At 58.7% G+C, this 19,024-nt stretch carries 17 protein-coding genes; 10 read left to right on the forward strand and 7 right to left on the reverse strand.

The features are described 5' to 3' along the window. Positions 1-21: 21 nt before the first annotated feature. The gene (locus tag KBP54_RS04535) at positions 22-1,410 is read right to left on the reverse strand and encodes a GH32 C-terminal domain-containing protein (protein WP_256000423.1); all 1,389 of its coding nucleotides are present in this window, start codon (positions 1,408-1,410) and stop codon (positions 22-24) included. A 24-nt stretch (positions 1,411-1,434) separates the two neighbouring features. Continuing rightward, a complete protein-coding gene (glgA, locus tag KBP54_RS04540; RefSeq protein ID WP_256006430.1) occupies positions 1,435-2,592 on the reverse strand; it encodes a glycogen synthase in 1,158 nt (385 codons plus the stop codon). A 121-nt stretch (positions 2,593-2,713) separates the two neighbouring features. Between glgA and glgC the strand changes: the two genes are divergently transcribed. Further along, positions 2,714-3,937 (forward strand): glucose-1-phosphate adenylyltransferase, encoded by a 1,224-nt coding sequence (gene glgC / locus KBP54_RS04545; protein WP_070479448.1) that lies wholly within the window; start codon positions 2,714-2,716, stop codon positions 3,935-3,937. A 72-nt stretch (positions 3,938-4,009) separates the two neighbouring features. Here the strand turns inward: glgC and KBP54_RS04550 are convergent, their stop codons facing one another. Continuing rightward, the gene (locus tag KBP54_RS04550) at positions 4,010-4,702 is read right to left on the reverse strand and encodes an O-methyltransferase (RefSeq protein ID WP_070363543.1); all 693 of its coding nucleotides are present in this window, start codon (positions 4,700-4,702) and stop codon (positions 4,010-4,012) included. A 102-nt stretch (positions 4,703-4,804) separates the two neighbouring features. Here KBP54_RS04550 and sigE point away from each other — a divergent pair, with 102 nt between their 5' ends. From sigE to tatB, 3 genes are read left to right on the forward strand one after another with little or no spacing between them, the layout of a single operon-like run. Continuing rightward, positions 4,805-5,428 (forward strand): RNA polymerase sigma factor SigE, encoded by a 624-nt coding sequence (sigE, locus tag KBP54_RS04555; RefSeq protein ID WP_070362676.1) that lies wholly within the window; start codon positions 4,805-4,807, stop codon positions 5,426-5,428. Between the two features lie 45 nt (positions 5,429-5,473). Further along, a complete protein-coding gene (locus KBP54_RS11225; protein ID WP_070362675.1) occupies positions 5,474-5,815 on the forward strand; it encodes a zf-HC2 domain-containing protein in 342 nt (113 codons plus the stop codon). 10 nt (positions 5,816-5,825) lie between these two features. Next, entirely contained in the window at positions 5,826-6,245 is a 420-nt protein-coding gene (tatB, locus tag KBP54_RS04565; protein WP_070479449.1) for a Sec-independent protein translocase protein TatB, read from the forward strand. 11 nt (positions 6,246-6,256) lie between these two features. Here the strand turns inward: tatB and KBP54_RS04570 are convergent, their stop codons facing one another. Next, positions 6,257-7,405, reverse strand: a complete 1,149-nt coding sequence (locus tag KBP54_RS04570) for an Mrp/NBP35 family ATP-binding protein (RefSeq protein ID WP_070479451.1) — start codon at positions 7,403-7,405, stop codon at positions 6,257-6,259. Between the two features lie 60 nt (positions 7,406-7,465). Here KBP54_RS04570 and KBP54_RS04575 point away from each other — a divergent pair, with 60 nt between their 5' ends. Continuing rightward, on the forward strand, positions 7,466-8,017 hold the full coding sequence (locus KBP54_RS04575; protein WP_070976252.1) for a YflT domain-containing protein: 552 nt from the start codon (positions 7,466-7,468) through the stop codon (positions 8,015-8,017). Positions 8,018-8,067: 50 nt separating this feature from the next. Then, a complete protein-coding gene (locus tag KBP54_RS04580; RefSeq protein WP_070479455.1) occupies positions 8,068-8,811 on the forward strand; it encodes a type 2 periplasmic-binding domain-containing protein in 744 nt (247 codons plus the stop codon). A gap of 84 nt (positions 8,812-8,895) precedes the next feature. Here the strand turns inward: KBP54_RS04580 and KBP54_RS04585 are convergent, their stop codons facing one another. Both KBP54_RS04585 and KBP54_RS04590 read right to left on the reverse strand, forming a co-directional pair. Continuing rightward, on the reverse strand, positions 8,896-12,609 hold the full coding sequence (locus tag KBP54_RS04585; protein WP_070976254.1) for a multifunctional oxoglutarate decarboxylase/oxoglutarate dehydrogenase thiamine pyrophosphate-binding subunit/dihydrolipoyllysine-residue succinyltransferase subunit: 3,714 nt from the start codon (positions 12,607-12,609) through the stop codon (positions 8,896-8,898). 560 nt (positions 12,610-13,169) lie between these two features. Beyond that, positions 13,170-14,069 (reverse strand): hypothetical protein, encoded by a 900-nt coding sequence (locus tag KBP54_RS04590; protein ID WP_256006431.1) that lies wholly within the window; start codon positions 14,067-14,069, stop codon positions 13,170-13,172. 102 nt (positions 14,070-14,171) lie between these two features. Between KBP54_RS04590 and KBP54_RS04595 the strand changes: the two genes are divergently transcribed. Together KBP54_RS04595 and KBP54_RS04600 are read left to right on the forward strand one after the other, a co-directional pair. Then, positions 14,172-15,737, forward strand: coding sequence for a carboxylesterase/lipase family protein (locus tag KBP54_RS04595; protein WP_070362668.1), 1,566 nt, complete (start codon positions 14,172-14,174; stop codon positions 15,735-15,737). Positions 15,738-15,791: 54 nt separating this feature from the next. After that, positions 15,792-16,391 (forward strand): hypothetical protein, encoded by a 600-nt coding sequence (locus KBP54_RS04600; protein WP_070362667.1) that lies wholly within the window; start codon positions 15,792-15,794, stop codon positions 16,389-16,391. A gap of 8 nt (positions 16,392-16,399) precedes the next feature. Here the strand turns inward: KBP54_RS04600 and KBP54_RS04605 are convergent, their stop codons facing one another. After that, the gene (locus KBP54_RS04605) at positions 16,400-16,861 is read right to left on the reverse strand and encodes a hypothetical protein (RefSeq protein ID WP_070976259.1); all 462 of its coding nucleotides are present in this window, start codon (positions 16,859-16,861) and stop codon (positions 16,400-16,402) included. A gap of 124 nt (positions 16,862-16,985) precedes the next feature. On the opposite strand from KBP54_RS04605, the gene KBP54_RS04610 reads away from it, so the two are divergent. Both KBP54_RS04610 and KBP54_RS04615 read left to right on the forward strand, forming a co-directional pair. Then, a complete protein-coding gene (locus KBP54_RS04610) occupies positions 16,986-18,194 on the forward strand; it encodes an MFS transporter (RefSeq protein WP_070976261.1) in 1,209 nt (402 codons plus the stop codon). A 9-nt stretch (positions 18,195-18,203) separates the two neighbouring features. Continuing rightward, positions 18,204-19,016 (forward strand): nucleoside hydrolase, encoded by an 813-nt coding sequence (locus tag KBP54_RS04615; RefSeq protein WP_070976262.1) that lies wholly within the window; start codon positions 18,204-18,206, stop codon positions 19,014-19,016. The last annotated feature ends 8 nt before the right edge of the window (positions 19,017-19,024 follow it).

Raw genomic sequence — 19,024 nt, forward strand, 5'->3', positions numbered from 1 at the left:
GCCGTTCCGCTCAGGAAGCAGCTAGCGGCTACGACGCCACTCGTTCAAGATGCTGGCGTCGTCTTTGGCGCGGGAGCGGATGCCGATGCATCCGTTCTCCGGCCAGATGCGCGAGGACATCACTACTGCACCGCCGTCGGCATAGACCTCGAGCGTCGAACCGTCCACGATAACCGTGATGGTATCTTCCTCGTCCTCGCCGATTTCGGCTTCCGCAACTTGGCCATCGAATCGATCGACGGTGAGCTTGTCGCCAGCATGGGTGACCCGAGCCGCGACCTCACCATTACCGTCGACAATCTCAGCGACGACACTGCCACCTGCGGAGATCTCGCATAGTGCAGTCCACAAATGGGCGCCGCGCGTCGTGCTCACCGCCTCGGGGAGCCCTGGCGCAGGTACCTGGTACAGGTGGCCATCCTGGAGTGTGACATAGCGTGGCAGTGTGAGCGTATTTGCCCAGCCTTCGGTTTCCCAGTTCGGCTCTTTTGTCGGGGACCCTTGGCGGCCAGAGGGCGTCATAAAGCCAAAGAGATAGGTGCCTTGGTAGCGCTGCGCCGGGTCCATCGCAACCGGGAGGTAGTTGGTGTTGCGGGGGCGAGTGAAATCGTGCCCGAAATCGAGCGCCTGTGCAGGTGTGGTTACCCGGAACGTGTTGTTCTCCAGCTTGCCGATGATGTAGGCCGAACGGTCTTTGCCACCGCGCTCAAGCGTGAAGAAGAAGACGTCGTAGATCTTGGAATCAACTTCATCGCGGAGCCTGCAAATACGTGGCGCTACCAGCGTCTCATCGAGGTCGATTCCGGGGTCGCCATCAAAAGTGAGAGGTCCTTCGAAGCGCCACTCAACGCCATCGATAGAGCGAAGCACGACTGGCTTCGGCGTATCGACGCTGCCCGTGATCGCCAGCATGAGCCAGCCATCGTGCTCCTCGCGCTCGTCATCTTTCCAGTCAGGAACGACGCAGGGCGAGCGGAAGTTGTTGTACTCAGGCGTGTCCTCGACGATATCGCCAAGTCGCTGCACGCCAGGTGTGGCGTTTGTATCTTCGAGGAGTTCATCGCACAGCCCTTCCAGCTCAGGCGCGTGGGCGAGCTGGATGGTGTTGCCAGCAGCAGTTGCTGAAGTGAAATACAGGTAGATGCCTTCCGGCGCACCAATTACGGCACCTGCTCGAACCGCGGATTCGCCACCGGCGGGGACAATGGCATCGTTGCATTCGACCCAGCTAAACGGGTCGCCGTCGCTGACGTTGTGGCCCCAGCGGCTCGGGGCTTCGGGTGTGGGGCGGTATTGGTAGAAAATATGCCAATTGTTTTCTCCTTCGCGCCCGTCGAAAATGACACCAGCTGGCCCCTCGAGGATGCCACTGTCTGCGGTGACGTGAAGTTCTGGTCGGAAAGTACTCATCGTTAAGTGGTGTTCACCCCTGCGTTATTTCGTGAGTTGTTCATAAATCTTGACGGTGTCTTGCGCAATTGTCTTCCACGAGAAGTCATTGCGGGCGCGCGTCAGGCCAGCTTGGCCCAGCCTTCGGGAGAGATCCTTGTCACCAGCCACCTGGTTGACTGCCTCGGCGAGATTGCGCTCGAAGGCTTCCGGCTGAGTTTTGTCGTAGTCAACGAGCACACCCGTCTCACCATCCACGACGACCTCCGGGATGCCACCCACGCGAGATGCCACAACAGCGGTTTCGCATGCCATGGCCTCCAAGTTCACGATGCCAAGCGGCTCGTAGATTGACGGGCACACAAAGACGTCGGCTCTGGAGTAGACCTCGCGGATCTTTTCTGCCGGCAACATGTCCTGTACCCAGAACACACCATCGCGCTCAGATTGTAGCTTTTCGACGAGCCCCTTCGTCTCTGCGGCGATCTCCGGTGTATCAGGCGCACCTGCGCACAGCACGAGCTGGACGTCTTCCTCAAAGTGCGACGCCGCCTTGAGGAGGTGCGCGACGCCCTTTTGGCGCGTGATTCGACCGACGAACGCGACGATCGGCTTCGCCGGGTCTACACCGAGGTCTGTCAGGACGGTTCCCTCGGTGGGGTACCACTTTGCCGGATCGATGCCGTTGAGTACGACGTGAATCTTGTCCGCCGGGATGCTCGGGTAGGCACGAAGGATGGCTTCTTTCATACCCGCGGAAACGGCAATGACTGCGTCCGCATTCTCGAAAGCGTTCTTCTCGCTCCACGAGGAAACGTTGTAGCCACCGCCGAGCTGCTCGCGCTTCCAAGGGCGGTCAGGCTCGAGAGAGTGCGCAGTGACAACGTGCGGAATGTCGTAGAGAAGGCCTGTGAGGTGGCCACCGAGCCCGGCGTACCACGTATGGGAGTGAGCCACGTCAACATTGTTGGCGGCGTGGGCGATCCGAAGGCCCGTCGATAAGGTCTTGATGGCACCGTTCGCGTTTTCAAGGGCAGGGTCAACCCCGTGGACGTAAACGTCCTTCATGTCGCGGGGAGTGCCCATGCAGTGAACATCGACGTCAACGATCTCCCGCATAAAGCGAGTGAGCTCTGTGACGTGGACTCCGGCTCCCCCGTAAATCTCGGGAGGATACTCTTTGGTCATCATTCCGACTCTCATACCGCCCGAGCATAGTGACGAATTCACGTCGGTGCAGGAAAGCAAAAACTGAAATGTAGCGCTGCCCACTTTAGGAGGCAAAAGGCTGCAAGGTCACGAAGTTTTCAATAGGCTCGGAAGCGTGAGAAGTCAGCCTAGAGTACTTGCAATTGTCCTTGCCGGTGGCGAAGGGAAGCGCCTGTTTCCGTTGACCGCGGACCGAGCTAAACCGGCCGTTCCTTTTGGAGGCAACTATCGATTAATTGATTTTGTTCTGTCGAACTTGGTCAACGCTGGGTACATGCGAATCGCAGTGTTGACACAGTACAAGTCGCACTCGCTGGACCGGCACGTGGCGACGGCTTGGAACGTATCTGGCCCGACTCCGCAGTACATCGCATCGGTGCCGGCGCAGCAACGTCGTGGCAAGCGCTGGTACAACGGCTCTGCAGACGCGATTGTGCAGTCGCTCAACCTCATTTACGACGATAAGCCGGATTACGTGCTGGTCTTTGGCGCAGACCACGTCTACCGGATGGATCCTTCGCAGATGGTGGAGAACCACATCAAGTCAGGCAAGGCTGCAACGGTGGCCGGTATCCGCGTGCCTCGATCAGAAGCTACGGCGTTCGGCTGCATCCAGTCCGAAGAGGACGGCACCATCACCGAGTTTTTGGAGAAGCCCGCGGATCCACCAGGAACCCCGGACGATCCGGATATGACGTTCGCTTCGATGGGTAACTACGTATTCTCTACGGAACCACTGATTCAAGCGCTGCTCGAGGACGAGCAGAACGAGGACTCTGATCACGATATGGGTGGCGACATCATCCCGTACTTCGTGCGCAAGGGCGAAGCAAATGTGTACGACTTCTCGCAGAACGAAGTGCCCGGCGCGACAAAGCGCGACAAGGGATACTGGCGAGATGTCGGTACGATTGATTCTTTCTACGAGGCGCACATGGACCTCATCTCTTCGTACCCAGTGTTCAACTTGTACAACTCGACGTGGCCGATTCACTCCACAGAGGACGGCAACCTTCCACCAGCGAAGTTTGTCGTGGGAGGTATCGCACAGGAGTCGATGGTGGCGTCGGGATCAATTATCTCGGGCGCTACCGTACGCAATTCAGTGCTTTCCACGGATGTGCGTGTTGAGGAAGGCGCGACCGTTGAAGGTTCTGTGCTGATGCCAGGTGTGCGCATCGGTAAAGGGGCGGTGGTCCGCCACTGCATCCTCGATAAGAACGTCTATGTAGCTGACGGTGAAATTATTGGCGTCGACCTTGAAAAGGACCGCAAACGCTACACTGTTTCGGACAACGGCGTAGTGGTCGTCGGCAAAAATCAGGTGGTTCAGGAATAACTGACACTCATAGGCAAGGCCCGCTCGAAGCTCAGCGAAGTTCGAGCGGGCCTTGTTCGTGCGTACGTAGAGCTAGCGCTTCGTAATGATGGTCAGGCCACCGTCGAGAGGCAGGCGAGCTACGAGCGCTCCGTGGTCGGCGGCGAGGCTGCTCACGTACCTATCTGCCTCTCGTGCTGCCTCGGTTTCGCGGTCCCTGCGTGTCGAATCGCTGACGGTACCGTCCAGCAGAGAGTCGGCGAGAATCAGCGTGCCGCCCTCGCTGAGGAGCGGCCAGGCGGCATCAATAACCGCGGTGAACTCGATCGGCGAGACATCCGCGTAAACGAGGTGGTAGGCGTCGTTCGCAAGCCTGCCCATAACCTCAAGCGGGCGCGCGGTGAGGAAACGTGTGCGGGAGGTTGGGTACTCGGCGGCACGGAATGCCTCCTTTGCGCCGGTTTGTAGCGTGACCTCGGGTTCGATGCAGGTAAGCGATGCGCGCTCTGGAAGACCACGCAGCAGGTGGAGCCCGACGACGCCCGCAGCCGGAGTGATGGCGACTGCGCCTTGCGACTGACCACTTGGGCAGGCTGCAGCGAGCGTCGAAAGTAACGTGCCGACGATGACCGACGGCGCACGGACTCCGTTCTCCTGCGCTTCTACGCTGGCGTACTTCAACGCTTCGCGGAAAGCAGCAGGGAACGGCTGTTGCTCGGCATCAGTGAAAGACTGATGGATGTAATTTGTCAACTGATCAAAAGCGGTCGCACTCACAGCCAACATCATAACCAGAACTGTCCTCACAGCGTGTGTGCTACGCGCATGCAGTAACCTTTACGAATTTTCCTTTGGTGAATGCGATTTCAATCTGCCACAATATGAAGCATGCAACCTGATGATGCTGCCGCCCAACATGATTCCGTCGCGCCCGAAGATTTGCGCGGTACGGCTGCATTTGATGCTGGGGTGGGGGCGATGCCTTCGTGGGCTGAGCTCGTCGCAGAGCACGCCGACAGTGTGTATCGCCTTGCGTACCGTCTTTCAGGTAACCAGCACGACGCGGAAGATCTTACGCAAGAAACCTTCATCCGCGTGTTCCGTAACTTAAAGAGTTACCAACCGGGTGCGTTCGGTGGCTGGCTTCATCGGATTACAACGAATCTGTTCCTTGATATGGTGCGCCACCGGGCGAAGATCCGGATGGAAGCACTCCCGGAAGACTATGAGCGCGTTCCCGGCACTGATATGACTCCGGAGCAGGCGTATAACGTCGCGCACCTCGATCCTGCCCTGCAGCACGCACTCGATGAATTGAGTCCGGACTTCCGCGTTGCCGTGGTGCTTTGCGATGTCGTCGGTATGACGTACGAAGAAATCGCTGAGACGCTTGGAGTCAAGATGGGTACCGTCCGTTCACGCATCCATCGCGGTAGAACTCAGCTGCGTGAATCGCTCGAGGAGCAGGCGCGGCATGACGTCGCCACCGAAGAGTTAATTCGACTACGCTAGGGCGCGAGATAGTGGTTGACTACGGATGCGAAAGGAGCGTTACCGATGCGAGCGTTTTGTTCCACTGAGCATTTGAACCCTGAAGCAATTGCAGCTTTCGCAGACGGTGAACTTTCGCGCTCTGCAAGCCGTCGCGCTATGAAACATATGTTGGAGTGCCCAGAGTGCTTCCAAGATGTTCTTGTGCAGCGGCGAGCGTCCGCACGTGTAAAGGCCTGCAAGGATGACGACCTGCGAGCCCCAGATTCGCTGGTGGCGAAGCTCAGCGGCCTGTGCCACGAGATGCAACCTGCCGAGCCTTGCGGTGAAGATGCTCATCACAAGGAACGATCACCGATTGTGGCCGCCGTTGACGCCACGCTTCGGGCGCTGCGGCACCGAGAGTAGGATGTGATCCGTGTTTTCCAGTATTGGCTGGGGTGAAGTCTTTTTCATCCTGATCATCGGCCTCATTGTGATTGGTCCGGAGCGGCTCCCAAGCGTTATCGAGGATGTCCGCGCAGCCATTTACGCTGCGCGCAAGGCGATCAACAACGCGAAGCGGGAGCTCAACGGTGAGCTCGAGGAGTTTGAGGAGCTACGCAAGCCACTGGATACGGTGTCGCAGTATGCGTCGATGGGGCCAAAGCGCGCGATGGCGAAGTTTTTCTTCGAAGATGACGAGGAATTTCTCGAAAGTTTTGATCCGCGCAAAATGATGGAAGACGATGCGCCTCTGGCTCGCCAACCATCAAAGCCACAGTCCCGGGCAAAGAAAGGGCCGGAGGACGGGGGACAGCCCAGTGGAGGGGGATTCTCCTGGACTGACGTTACCTAGTTCCCACCGATCTATTCGTCAGTGTGCTTCACACCAAGGTTGAGGGACTTGCCAGCAAGTGAGTTACGGCGAATCTTCAGCTTGGTGACGATCTCCTGGATCGCCGCAGCGGCAGGGGAGTCTGGTTCTGCTGTGACGACAGGGGTTCCGGTGTCACCGTTTTCTCGTAGCTTCGGATCCAACGGGATGGAACCTAGCAGCGGCACGTCACTATCTGTGAGCGCGGTCAGGCGCTCCGCAACCTGCTGGCCACCACCTTCACCAAAGATATTCATGACGGAGCCGTCAGGCATGACCATCCCGGCCATGTTCTCGATGACGCCAGCAATTCGCTGCTCAGTCTGCTGAGAAATTGTGCCGGCACGCTCAGCGACCTCAGCTGCGGCTGCTTGCGGAGTGGTAACAATGAGCAGTTCGGCATTTGGAATCAGCTGCGCCACTGTGATCGCCACATCGCCGGTCCCCGGTGGAAGGTCAAGGAAGAGTACGTCAAGATCGCCCCAGTACACATCAGACAGGAACTGTTGGATTGCGCGGGTGAGCATCGGTCCACGCCAAACCACAGGGGCATTGCCCTCCACAAATTGCCCCACAGAGATGTGGCGCACGCCGTGTGCGATCGGTGGCATGATCATTTCTTCGACCACAGTCGGCCCCATGTCGGAAGAGCCGAGGAGACCAGGGACGGAGTGCCCGTAAATGTCGGCGTCGACAATTCCGACGCTGAGGCCCTGTGCTGCCATTGCAGTGGCCAAGTTCACTGTCATCGAGGACTTGCCGACGCCACCTTTGCCTGAAGCTACCGCGAACACCCGGGTGCGCGACGACGGGTCAGCGAAAGGGATGTCGGGCCCGGGCTGCTGTGCACGCAGCTTCGAGGCCATTTCGCGACGCTGCTCCGCGCTCATAGTGTGAAGCGTGACTGTCACGTTCTCCACGCCGTCGATTTCCTCTACGACTGCGCGGACGTTGCCCTCGATGGTGTCACGCATCGGGCAGCCCGCGATGGTGAGGTAAATGCCGACGGTGACGTTGGGGCCGTCGATACGTACGGACTCCACCATCCCGAGTTCGGTAATGGGTTTTCCAATTTCGGGATCGTCAACGCGAGCAAGCGCTTCGCGGACCTGGAATTCTGAAATGAGTTCTGCGTTTGCCATAACGGGCTTCAGTATAGTCAGAGAAGCTGGATGTTCATACGAGCAGAGGAGTGACAACGAATGGCCCAACTCAACAACAACCGCCTGGTAGCGCGCGAAGTGCCAACAGGGTGGCCGGTAGGCAGTTTTAATACCTACCAGGAGGCACAAGAAGCAGTTGACACGCTGTCGGACAAGGAATTTCCGGTAGAGAAGCTCACAATTGTCGGTGTGGACTTGATGCAGGTTGAGAGTATTACGGGCCGCCTCACGTGGGGCAAGGTACTTGGTGGCGGCGCACTATCGGGCCTGTGGATGGGCATGTTCATCGGCATCATTTTCTCGCTGTTCGCGGAAGAAGGTGGGTGGGGCATCTTCGCCTCGTGCGTCGCGATGGGTGGCGTGTTCGGAGCAATTTTCGCAGCTATCGCTTACGCGTTTACAGGTGGAAAGCGTGACTTCGCCTCAGCGACAAGCATCGTCGCACGCCGATACGATGTGCTTTGCGCACCTGACGCTGCGCGTCGAGCCCGCGACATGATCGCCGCAATGCACCCACAGCGCGTCACTGGACGGCCAACTGAGCCGTCGGCCACCGATAGCGACGCCTCCGAAGACAACGCAGCGCGCTAGACTAACTCTGTTTTCCAGGCTCGTCTGAGCACACTACGAAGAAGGTATTTATGGTGTCCCTGCGTCCTCTCCGTACACTGATTGCTGCGGCACTGGCAACGAGCCTTGTCGGCGGGTTGACTGGCTGCACAGATGACTCGCTTTCACCGGTGAAGTTTGTCAACGGCGAATCCCGCGGCAACATCGTCAAAATCGGAATTGATACCTCAGAACCTGAACAGGTAGTGCTGGGGGAGATCTACTACGAGATCATTACAGCGATGGGACATCCTGCCGGGGTAGTCCCGTTCAATGACGTGTACTCCCGAAATGCAGCCGAACTGCTGCAAGAAGAAGACGTCGATATGGTCGTTGCGTGCTCTGGTGTTCTGTTGCAAGCGCTAGACGCACACGGAGCGAAGGAGCTCGACAACGATATAGCGCACGATCGTCTCGACGGTGCGGATCCGTCAGAAGCGACGTTCGCTCTTCTTGCGGGTGCGCTGCCCGGCAACATCCAATCGGTTGACCCTTCCCCTGCGCAGGGCTGTGCGTCGCACGTGGAGCTCGAGCACCTTCCTAACAGCGTCATCCCGCTGTTCTACAAATCAAAGTTTGCTCGCAAGGAAGTCAGGCGCATCAACGCGATGACGCGCGTGCTCAGCACAGCGCAGTTGGAAGAGATGAGCGAGGAAGTCGCGCAGGGCAAAGAACCGCGCGTTGTTACTGCGGATTGGCTCCGTGAATACGCCAGCATCAACGTTGAAAACCCAGATGCCAACGGCGGGGAAGCCGAGGCGACAGCTACTCCCTAGGCGCAAGCCAAATGAGTGAATCCTCAACAGGGAAGCGCCCCAACCGCAGTAAGCGGTTGGGGCGCCATTGCGTGTAAGCGCTACTTACTTCGCAAACGCCTCATCCAGCAGAGTCTTCTCCTCTTCCTGGTGGACCTTCGCCACGCCGGTTGCAGTGGTCGACTGCGCACGGCGAGAGACGCGGACCATTTCAGGCATATCCGGAATCAGTGTGCGCAGGTGCTCGTTGTAGAACGGCCATGCGCCTTGGTTAGCGGGCTCATCCTGAACCCAGCGAATTTCCTTCGCGTTCGGGTAGTTCTCGAACGCATCCCGGATGCGGTTGAATGGAATCGGGTGCAGCATCTCGATACGGATGATGGCGACATCGTCGCGCTTATCCTTCTTACGACGCTTCTCCAGTTCGTAGTAGATCTTGCCGGAACACAGCAAGATCGTGGTGACCTTGTCGTGATCTGCGCCGTCAACCTTGACGTTGCCACGCTGTACGAACTCGGGGTCGTCGATAACTGACTGGAACTTGTCCACCTCGATGAAGTCTGCAGGCTGCGAGACCGCCGCCTTGTTACGCAGCATCGACTTCGGGGTGAAGACGACGAGCGGGCGCTTCATCTCACCGAGCGCCTGACGGCGCAGCAGGTGGAAGTGGTTTGCCGGGGTAGAAGGCTGGGCAATCGTCATCGAGCCCTCGGCGACCAGCTGGAGGAAGCGCTCGATACGGGCGGAGGAGTGGTCCGGGCCCTGGCCTTCGTAGCCGTGCGGCAGGAGGGCAATCATGCTGGAAAGCTCGCCCCACTTAGTCTCGCTGGAGGACAAGTACTCGTCGATGATGGTCTGTGCACCATTGGCGAAGTCGCCGAACTGCGCCTCCCATGCGACGACAGCGTCCTTGTTGCCAAGGGTGTAGCCGTACTCGAAGCCCATACCTGCGTATTCGGTCAGTGCAGAGTTGAACACCTCGAAGCGTCCGCCGTTGTCCTGCTCTTCCGCGTTTGCGTCGAGTGGGTTGTACGGAGTGCCGTTATTCGGGTCGTAGAGCACCGCGTGGCGCTGCGTGAACGTACCGCGCTGTGAGTCCTCACCTGCAAGGCGGACAAACTTGCCCTGCTCTGCAAGGGAACCGAAAGCGAGCAGCTCGCCCCAGCCCCAGTCGATGTCGCCGTTTTCGAAGGAACCACCGCGCTTCTTGAGCACGTTGTTCAGGCGCTTGTTCGGCTCGAATTCCTCAGGCAGCTTGCCGTACGAATCCGCAAGGCGCTTGAACGTATCCTCGCTGATCGAGGTGTCCAGGCCACGAGTGAGCTTCTGCGAGTCCGTGATGCCGGTCTGCTCGCTTGGCTTGCCCTCAGCGGACTTGACGTCGGAGAAGACTGCGTCAAGCTGATCGTGGAAGTCCTGTGCCGCGATCTTGGCTTCTTCCTGCGTGAGGTCGCCACGGCCGATGAGGTCCTTGGTGTAGCGGGTACGCACCGAGTCGTGGGAGTGGATGCGGTCGTACATCACTGGCTGCGTCACGGTCGGGTCGTCTGCCTCGTTGTGGCCGCGCAGACGGTAGCAGATGAGGTCGATGAAGACGTCCTTGCCGAAGGCGCGGCGGTATTCGGTTGCCAGGTGAGCAACCCAGGCGGCTGCCTCCGGGTCGTCGCCGTTGACGTGGAACACTGGGCAGTTGAAGCCCTTGGCCAGGTCGGTGGCGTAGTAGGAGGAGCGGCCAGAGTCAGGGGTAGTGGTGAAACCAATCTGGTTGTTCACAACGATGTGGACGGTGCCACCAACGGAGTAGCCAGGGAGGCGAGACAGGTTCAGCGTCTCCTGTACGATGCCGAGGCCAGCGAATGCGGCGTCGCCGTGCAGCATAATCGGAACTACTGGATTGTCGTCGCGAACACCGTTTTCACGCAGCGTGTCCGCCTTTGCGCGGGCAATACCGACGAGCACTGGGTCAACAGCCTCGAGGTGTGACGGGTTCGCGGCCAGCGAGACCTTGATCTCGCCGTCGCCGAACATCTGGATGTGCTTGCCCTCGAAGCCGAGGTGGTACTTCACGTCGCCGGAGCCACCCTGCTGTGCGGACTGCATGTTGCCCTCGAACTCGTTGAAGATCGTTGCGACAGGCTTGCCCACGATGTTAAACAGCACGTTCAGGCGACCACGGTGCGGCATGCCGATGACAGCTTCGTCGAGGCCTTGGCCAGCGGCGGTATCAATCACCGCGTCCATCAATGGGATGAGTGTTTCGGCACCCTCGAGGGAGAAGCGCTTCTGGCCGAGGTACTTCGTCTGGAGGAAGTTCTCAAATGCTTCAGCAGCATTGAGCTTCTGCAGGATGTACTTTTGCTCAGCATTCGTCGGCTTCGGCATGCCAGCCTCGATGCGCTCGAGCAGCCACTCACGCTCATCGCGGTCGAGAATATGGGTGTATTCAGCACCGACGTGCAGGGTGTAGGCAGCACGTAGGCGACTAAGCACCTCGCGCAACGTCATTGTTTCCTTGCCCCCGAAACCACCTACGTGGAACGTGCGGTCGAGGTCCCACAGCGTCAGGCCGTGGGTTTCCATCAGCAGGTCACGGGAGTCCGGTTGCTGCAGGCCCGGCTGGCGCCAACGAAGCGGGTTCGTGTCAGCAATGAGGTGGCCGCGGGAGCGGTACGCCTCGATGAGCTGCATGACACGGGTGTCCTTGTTCACGCCGGAATTCGGCAGGTCCTTCGCCCAGCGCATCGGGAGGAACGGGATCTCGAGGGACTCGAAGATGGAATCCCAGAACTTATCGTCGACGAGGAGCTGCGAAATATCGCGCAGGAACTCGCCAGACTCTGCACCCTGGATGACGCGGTGGTCATAGGTGGAGGTCAGTGTCACAAGCTTGCCGACGCCCAGCTCCGCCAAACGGTCCTCGCTGGCACCTGCAAACTCTGCAGGGTAGTCCATTGCGCCGACACCAACGATGGTGCCCTGGCCCTTTGTCAGACGCGGAATCGAGTGGCGGGTACCGATGCCACCCGGGTTGGTCAGCTGAATGGTTACGCCAGAGAAGTCGTCCATCGTGAGCTTGCCGTCGCGCGCGCGACGCACAATGTCTTCGTAGCTTTCGACGAACTCCGCAAACGACTTGTTCTCGCACTCCTTAATCGCAGCGACGACCAGGGAGCGGGACCCGTCCTTCTGCGGCAGGTCGATTGCTAGACCCAGGTTGATGTGCTCAGGCTGAACTGCGAAGGACTTCTTGCCGTCCTCCTTGTAGTTCTTATTCATGTCCGGGTGGAGCTTGGTGGACTGAATGATTGCGTAGCCAAGGATATGCGTGAACGAAACCTTGCCGCCGCGAGTGCGCTTGAGGTGCTCATTGATCAACGTGCGGTTTTCAAACATGAGCTTGACCGGCATATCGCGCACGGTGGTGGCGGTTGGCACCTCGAGCGATTCGTTCATGTTCTTCGCGATAGTGCGGAACGCACCCTTGAGCTGTTCCTCGCCTGGAGTGACCTTGACACTATCGAGCTTGTCCAACGGGGAAGCGGTCGGCTTCTTGGTGCGCTTTGGAGCTGCTTCGGCGGCTGCGCGGTCTACCTGGGTTTGACGGCCGTCCTGGGTAGGAGCGCTCGTGGAGCTGGTGACGCTCGTCGCAGTCTTCGAGGAACCTTTTGGTGCCGGGGTGTTTGTCACCGTCGGCGGGGTGCCCTTCTTCTCGAAAAGATCGCGCCACTCCGCGTCAACGGAGTTGGGATCCTGTTTGTACTGCTGGAACATCTCCTCAACCAGCCAGTCGTTCTGGCCGAACGTATCTTCGCTGCTCACGGCAGGTGCTCGCCTCTCTTCTTGGGTTGTATGTAACTTTTCAACGACTTTAATTGTCTGGGATTAGGTAGTGCTACCTTACATTCCCGAAAAGCCCTCGTACTTGTGAGATCTACCCCCTTTAGCGGTTGATACACCACAAATGGGCATATCTTCCGTTTTGAGTGAGAAGGGTCTCATGAGAACCGTTATCAATGATACGTCCTCATTCGACAACAAGTATTTGAACGGTTGCTTGCTCGTGATTGATTGATTTCGAACTCTTGAAGAGGTGAGGCGGGCCCGTCGACTTTGGCCTGGCGTGCGGGGAAGTACAGAGTGGGCGTCGAGCAGCATTCACGGTGGCAGCTGTCGAGAAGCGCTCGTGTGCAGTCTCGGGGGGACCAAGAAGGTGGGGCCAAAGCAGGCTCGCGTATTTGAGGGGGCGCTGTGCTTCGGCGGTGGCGCAGGGTGTGGTTCTCCAACTAAAGCAGAGGTGCTACCGGGGGTAGGCGAAAGATGGAAGTGCGTGATTCCCGCCTCAGTTTTGGGGGAGGCGGGAATGAACTTCGGAGCCGAAGCTATTTGGTAATTTCTTGCTGATTGGTGTCGCGTACTTTGTCGTCGTCACCAAAGAGTCGGAGTACCCAGCGCAGAAGGTTCTTTGGATTCGCGCTGAGGCCGGCCGCCTCCTGGTCAGGCTTTTCCGGAAGAGGGCTCAAGAATTGGGAGGGAGGAGTGCCGAGGGCGACGGCGATGTTATCCATCAGGTGGTCGGCAAGCTTGCGGTTGGCGGCGGTGCCCGCGATCGCGCCGAGCCCCAGAGGCAGCATCTTGCCAATCCATGCGCGGCGGAACCGCTTCGTAAACGACTTCATGGCCACACGAGACAGGATGCCATTGACTTCGGCGAGGCCCGGGCCAGCAAAGCGCGTCAGGACATTTTTCGACGCCAACTCCCTCGGCCGAGCTCGGTCCGCGCCGAGCAACGTGTCAACAATCGCAACGCCCTGGGCGCCCATCATGACCGTGAGCACGCCTGCGCGTCGGCGCTCTTTGTCTTCGATATTAACGTCGCGCAAGTACATGGAGGAGAGGGTGTAAAACGCGGCAAGGTCTAAGAAGACTACCGATTCGCCAGCAACGGCTGCTGCGCCGGTGACGAGCCCTACGCCAGGCACCGCGGCTGCTGCGCCCACGCCTGCACCTGTTGCGGAGACTACGTTTTTAAAATGCTTGTCCATCGTGTGCTGGATTTCCGCAGGACTTTGCTCCGGGTGTTGACGGCGAAGCCAGTTCACGTAAGCCCGAATGGCACCGGACTGAAGATGGACAGCCTTATCTACTGCTGCGATAAACGCTCGGCCTGCTGGGCCTGCTTCCTCCTCGAGGGAGCTTAAGTCTTCAGCACGGGCGTCTTCAATAATTTCGACTACAGTTTCGTCGTCTTCGTGCTTGTCTTTGCGGAACTTTTCTAACATGCTGTGTGTTTTTCTCCTTATTAATTATTGGTACGAGCGTTCATCGTACCCGCCTTAGAAACTCCACGAGAATAGACAGAATTCCGGGCTAGGCTAAAAGGCATGCATCTCAACAGCAACAATCCGCAGGAGCACCTCCAGGTGCAGACCACCTCGGGAATCGTTGCTGGCACTATTGATCCACAAACCGGGGTTCGCACTTGGCGCGGGGTACCCTACGGTGCAGATATGGGCGGTGAGAACCGATTTCGGGCCCCACAGCCTGCGCCTTCGTGGTCAGGTGTGCGCACCACAACCAACTATCGGCCACCTGCGATGCAGACGAATTTCGGGTGGAAAGACACAGTAATCGGCACCGAGGACTGCCTACACGCAGACATCGTTCGGCCTGATACGGACGACGTACTCCCCGTCGTCATCTATTTTCATGGTGGATCGTTCGTAAGCGGATCGAGTCATGAGAAAGTACTCCAGGGGCACTTTCTGGCTAATGCCACCGATATCGTCTATGTCTCCTTAAACTTTCGCCTCGGGGTGCTTGGGTACTTGGATCTGCGCAGTATCGGCGAGGACTGCGCTGCCAACCCCGCCATTTTGGACCAGATCCTCGCGCTGCAGTGGGTGCACGAAAACATCGCGGCCTTCGGAGGGGATCCGAATAACGTAACCATCATGGGCGAGTCAGCCGGGGCAGCTTCAGTAATCCATATGATGTGCGCCCCGGCGGCTCGGGGGTTGTTCCACCGGGCAATCGCCCAGTCCACTCCGCTTTCTTCCGTTCATACGAAGGCACAGGCCGCGATGTGGACGTCGACACTTCTTGACGGCATGGGGCTATCGCGACTATCTACCCTCGAGCACCTCCGGGAGGTACCGGCCGAGGAACTGGTTAGAGTGGGGCAGTCCATGCTGTTTACTGGCCGCGAGCTGCGCGAACTGAATTTGAGCTTCATGCCGACGGTCGATGGCACCACGCTGCCAGCTCACCCGCTGGACATGTTCCGCGCCGGGCAACAGGCGTCGGTGCCGTTGATCATCGGGACCAATGCGGATGAGGCCAGCTTTGCAAAGGCTCTGTATCAGCGGACGAAAGCCCGTCAGCGTGCAGCACGCCGCTTGCTCGAGGCATATGACGCGCAGAACGCGACAGCGGTCATCCAGGCGTATAGCGACGTGAGCCAGCGTACGGACTTCGCCGAGTTTCTCGCAGACGCCGTGTTCTGGGGACCGTCGGTGATCGCTGCAGGGGAGCACCGTAAGGTGGCTCCGACTTGGATGTACCGCTTTGAATATGCATCGGCGACAATGCGGCGGCTCGGGTTGGGGGCAATGCACACAGCCGACCTGATGGCGGTGTTTGGCGATCGGGAAGGTACACGCTCATCGAAGATCGACCGATTTGGCTCCACCGTTGCGTTTGAAGCAGTAGTTGAAGTGATGCAGCGCAACTGGGGGTCGTTCTTTCATACCGGCGAACCAGGGCCGAACTGGCCCCGCTACGATTTTCGTGGCGACGACCACCCCGGGCGCGCGACCGCAATCATCAACGAACATCCGTCAATCGTGTACGACCCAAAACGTCACAAACGCCGGGCATGGGAGGCTTTTGACATGCGTAGCTGGCAGGGCCGCGAAGCGTGGATGCGCATCATGGGGCCAGAACAGTAGGCTTGGCATCGTCCGCCGGTGACAACCACGATGAGGAAGAGTAGAGGATTCTTCGTGAGCTTTTTAGAAGACATTGCCGCGGCTCTAGACCGTGAAGGTATTGAGTCTCGTGTGCACGACGACACGATGTTTGTTCCTATCACCCCCGAGATTGAGATCCAGTTCGTTGTTATCGACGAGCAACTGCCAGCGGCGAACGTGTATATCGCGGCTGCTGACGTTGATGAAGACGATGAGGACTTTGAAGCAGCATTGGTCGCAGTTATATTTTCTGCCGAAGATGCTGTGTCCGCTGTCGCTGAGCATATAGCCACTGACGAGGTGGTTACCGTGTTCCGCAGCCTGCTCGAGGCTGCAGATGAACGTATCGCCGGGCTTGAATTCTTTCCGGACGCCGAAAACCATCAACTCGTCTTCGCAGAAGTTGGTACAGAGGCTGAAGTCCACGTGGAGGTCGAAGTTATCGACGCCACAGCCACTGCCCACGTGCAGTTTGTGGTTCCTGGAGACGATGAGGAAGCAGATCCCGAAGAACTTAACTTGGGTAGCTTCACCGACATCGACAGGCTTTTTGATGTCTTGAATCTGGTTGCTGACCAGGCTGAAGACTGGGAGAGCCAGATGCTTCCGCTTGACGACGAACCGGGGCAGTAGCCAGCCGGTTACGCTACGTTCAGTCCGGCGAACAGGGATGAAGGAGAGCGGACGGGATCGAAGTGGCCGTCGACTAGCCAGACATACGTTGCCGCGTATGGGTGTGGCAGAAGATGAAGCATGTCCTCCGTCGCGTCGGGGTAGAGCGCGCGCATCCAGCCCTCAGCTACCGCGGGGTTGACCGGCGCACCCGACTGGACGGTGAATCGTGCTTCGATGATGTACGCGGGCCGCGCAGACGCTCCGTAACCTTGCACCATCGCCTGAGCCCGCGGGCCGACTCTCCGCCGCGTAAGCGCAAGGTTGATGTGTTGCTTGTCTATGACTCGCGGCAATGCGATGACCGGCGGGCGCCACGAGCCAGTCGGTCGTGCAAGAGAGCGAGGGTGCTTGACTGTGGCGCTGAGGGCTTGGACGGTGTCGTCAAAGCGATGAATAATTTCTTGAGCAATCGTTGATTCGTAGAACATGCTTCGAAGCGTACGAGAGCAGCTAGACATGGAGTGGCCAAATCACCCATGGATTCGAACAACCGTGCTAATGTTATTGCGTAATGGGACGCGAACGCGAAGAAAGACTAGTGTTGTCGCTGGTATGACGGAACAAACATATAAGGGCGGCGCGTCACCAAAGCTGCCATCAGTGATATGGGTGCTGTGCACCGCAGCGTTTATCATTGCGCTCGGCTACGGGTTCATCGCCCCGGTGTTGCCACAATTCGCCGCCAGCTTCAACGTGTCCATGGCGGCCGCTGCAGCGGTGATCTCCGTGTTTGCAGCAGCTCGCTTGCTTGGCGCGCCAGGCGCGGGCGCGCTGGTGGATAAGCTCGGATCACGGCCGGTGTACCTCACCGGGTTGAGCATTGTTGCGACTGCAACGTTTGCCGTGGCGTTTGCTCAGGCGTACTGGCATATTTTGGCGTTGCGCTTTATCGCCGGCTTCGGATCCACGATGTTTACGCTCTCCGCACAGGCCTTCATCGTTCGCGTGATTCCTCCCAGCATTCGTGGGCGAGCGAATGCACTTTATGCATCGTCATTCTTGCTTGGCAACATCTTCGGGCCAATCATCGGCGCTGGACTCAGTTTCCTTGGATACCGAATTCCGTTCGCAGTCTACGGTGTTGGTGTCGGTCTTGCGGCAACTATCGTGTGGGTTGCTACGTCTCGGCAACACAAGCCAGAGACACCGAGAATACAGCGGCCGCCAATGCCACTGCGCCGAGCCTGGAAGCAACCCACGTACCGTGCGTTGCTCGCCGTCGCCTTTACAAATGGTTTTGTGAACTTCGGTGCGCGCGTTTCGGTCCTTCCGCTGTTCGCTGCGGCGATATTTGCAAATGGTGGCGCGGCATCCGGACTTGCGTTGACTGCGTTCGCGCTGGGCACGGGCGTCACGCTGCAGTTTTCTGGTCGGCTGGCTGACCGAATCGGACGTCGTCCTTGCATTCTCGCAGGTCTTGCGGTCTCGGCAATATTCACGGGCACACTCGGACTCGCCACGACAGTGTGGGTGCTGTTGCTGGTCTCAGTGTGTGCGGGTGTTGGCGGTGGGTTGATGAGTCCTGCCTCGCAGGCGACGTTAGCTGACATCATCGGCAATGACCGCTCGGGTGGCAAGGTAATTTCTACCTATCAGATGGTGCAGGACTCCGGCCAGATTGCGGCACCGATTGTGATCGGCTTTCTGGCGGAGGTGTTCGGCTTTGCTATCGCGTTTGGCGCCTGCGGAGTAGTTGCTCTGGTCGCTCTATTGCTCTGGGCAATGTACGGTAAGGAATCTCTGCACAGGTCCACTGCGTAAAGGAGCACGGTGCGAATTATTATTGACTGCGTCCCAGGGGTCGAGGACACGCTTGCGTTGGCATATGTCGTTGCTGCGCACCATCGTGGGCAGGCTGAATTGGAGTGCGTGACAACCTCAAGCGGTAGCGCCTCAGCTGCGCAATGTGCCCAGCATGCTGCGTGGGTGTTGGCACGCTGCGGCCTGCCCGCTGTTGCGGTCGCAGCAGGTTGCGACGCGCCAAAACATCAACCGACGCGCGATGCTGGACTGGGTGACGCCCGAGTCCCAGAACGCTACGTCGCGAATGACTGGGACCTGTTGTGGGCCGACGCGTGCGCGCGAGGTACACGGGACCTGTGTTTGATTTGCACGGGCCCGTTGACAAACCTCGCCGAGTTTTCACGGCGCTACCCCGAGTACTTCGACGCACTTGAGCACATCGTTGTGTCTGAATCCAGCCTTCTACTCGACCGAGAAGCCTCCGATGTGGTGCTGCAGGACACCCCGGTGGCGATCACCGTCTGTGCAGCACCGGAAACGTTGGGGCAGGTAGATGTGCAACGGTGCGCACCGCTGGCAGAAGTCGGGGCCACCGCGGTTACTGGCGTTTCGCTTCTCGCGGCCCAGGTCGCGCTAGGTGATATCCAGACTGGTGGGCAGTGTGTGACGCTCGCGCCTGCCGAGGAAGATGATGACCCGAACGCGCTGGTGCTCGACACCGCGGATGTAGACGAAGAGGACGTCGTCAAGCTTTTCGACGCCTGCTGCGCCACGTTTGACGCTCTTGCACGCGGCGATGATGCTCTGGACGTAACGAGGCACCTCCGGGCGGAGGACTAACGCAGACA

It is taken from the genome of Corynebacterium pseudogenitalium (assembly GCF_024453815.1).
GTDB lineage: Bacteria > Actinomycetota > Actinomycetes > Mycobacteriales > Mycobacteriaceae > Corynebacterium > Corynebacterium pseudogenitalium.

Bases quoted from the DNA above. Each gene is read 5' to 3' on its own strand.
- KBP54_RS04535 (WP_256000423.1), bottom strand. From the start codon at position 1,410: ATGAGTACTTTCCGACCAGAACTTCACGTCACCGCAGACAGTGGCATC.
- glgA (WP_256006430.1), bottom strand. From the start codon at position 2,592: ATGAGAGTCGGAATGATGACCAAAGAGTATCCTCCCGAGATTTACGGG.
- KBP54_RS04550 (WP_070363543.1), bottom strand. From the start codon at position 4,702: ATGTTGGCTGTGAGTGCGACCGCTTTTGATCAGTTGACAAATTACATC.
- sigE (WP_070362676.1), top strand. From the start codon at position 4,805: ATGCAACCTGATGATGCTGCCGCCCAACATGATTCCGTCGCGCCCGAA.
- KBP54_RS11225 (WP_070362675.1), top strand. From the start codon at position 5,474: ATGCGAGCGTTTTGTTCCACTGAGCATTTGAACCCTGAAGCAATTGCA.
- KBP54_RS04570 (WP_070479451.1), bottom strand. From the start codon at position 7,405: ATGGCAAACGCAGAACTCATTTCAGAATTCCAGGTCCGCGAAGCGCTT.
- KBP54_RS04575 (WP_070976252.1), top strand. From the start codon at position 7,466: ATGGCCCAACTCAACAACAACCGCCTGGTAGCGCGCGAAGTGCCAACA.
- KBP54_RS04580 (WP_070479455.1), top strand. From the start codon at position 8,068: ATGGTGTCCCTGCGTCCTCTCCGTACACTGATTGCTGCGGCACTGGCA.
- KBP54_RS04590 (WP_256006431.1), bottom strand. From the start codon at position 14,069: ATGTTAGAAAAGTTCCGCAAAGACAAGCACGAAGACGACGAAACTGTA.
- KBP54_RS04595 (WP_070362668.1), top strand. From the start codon at position 14,172: ATGCATCTCAACAGCAACAATCCGCAGGAGCACCTCCAGGTGCAGACC.
- KBP54_RS04605 (WP_070976259.1), bottom strand. From the start codon at position 16,861: ATGTTCTACGAATCAACGATTGCTCAAGAAATTATTCATCGCTTTGAC.
- KBP54_RS04610 (WP_070976261.1), top strand. From the start codon at position 16,986: ATGACGGAACAAACATATAAGGGCGGCGCGTCACCAAAGCTGCCATCA.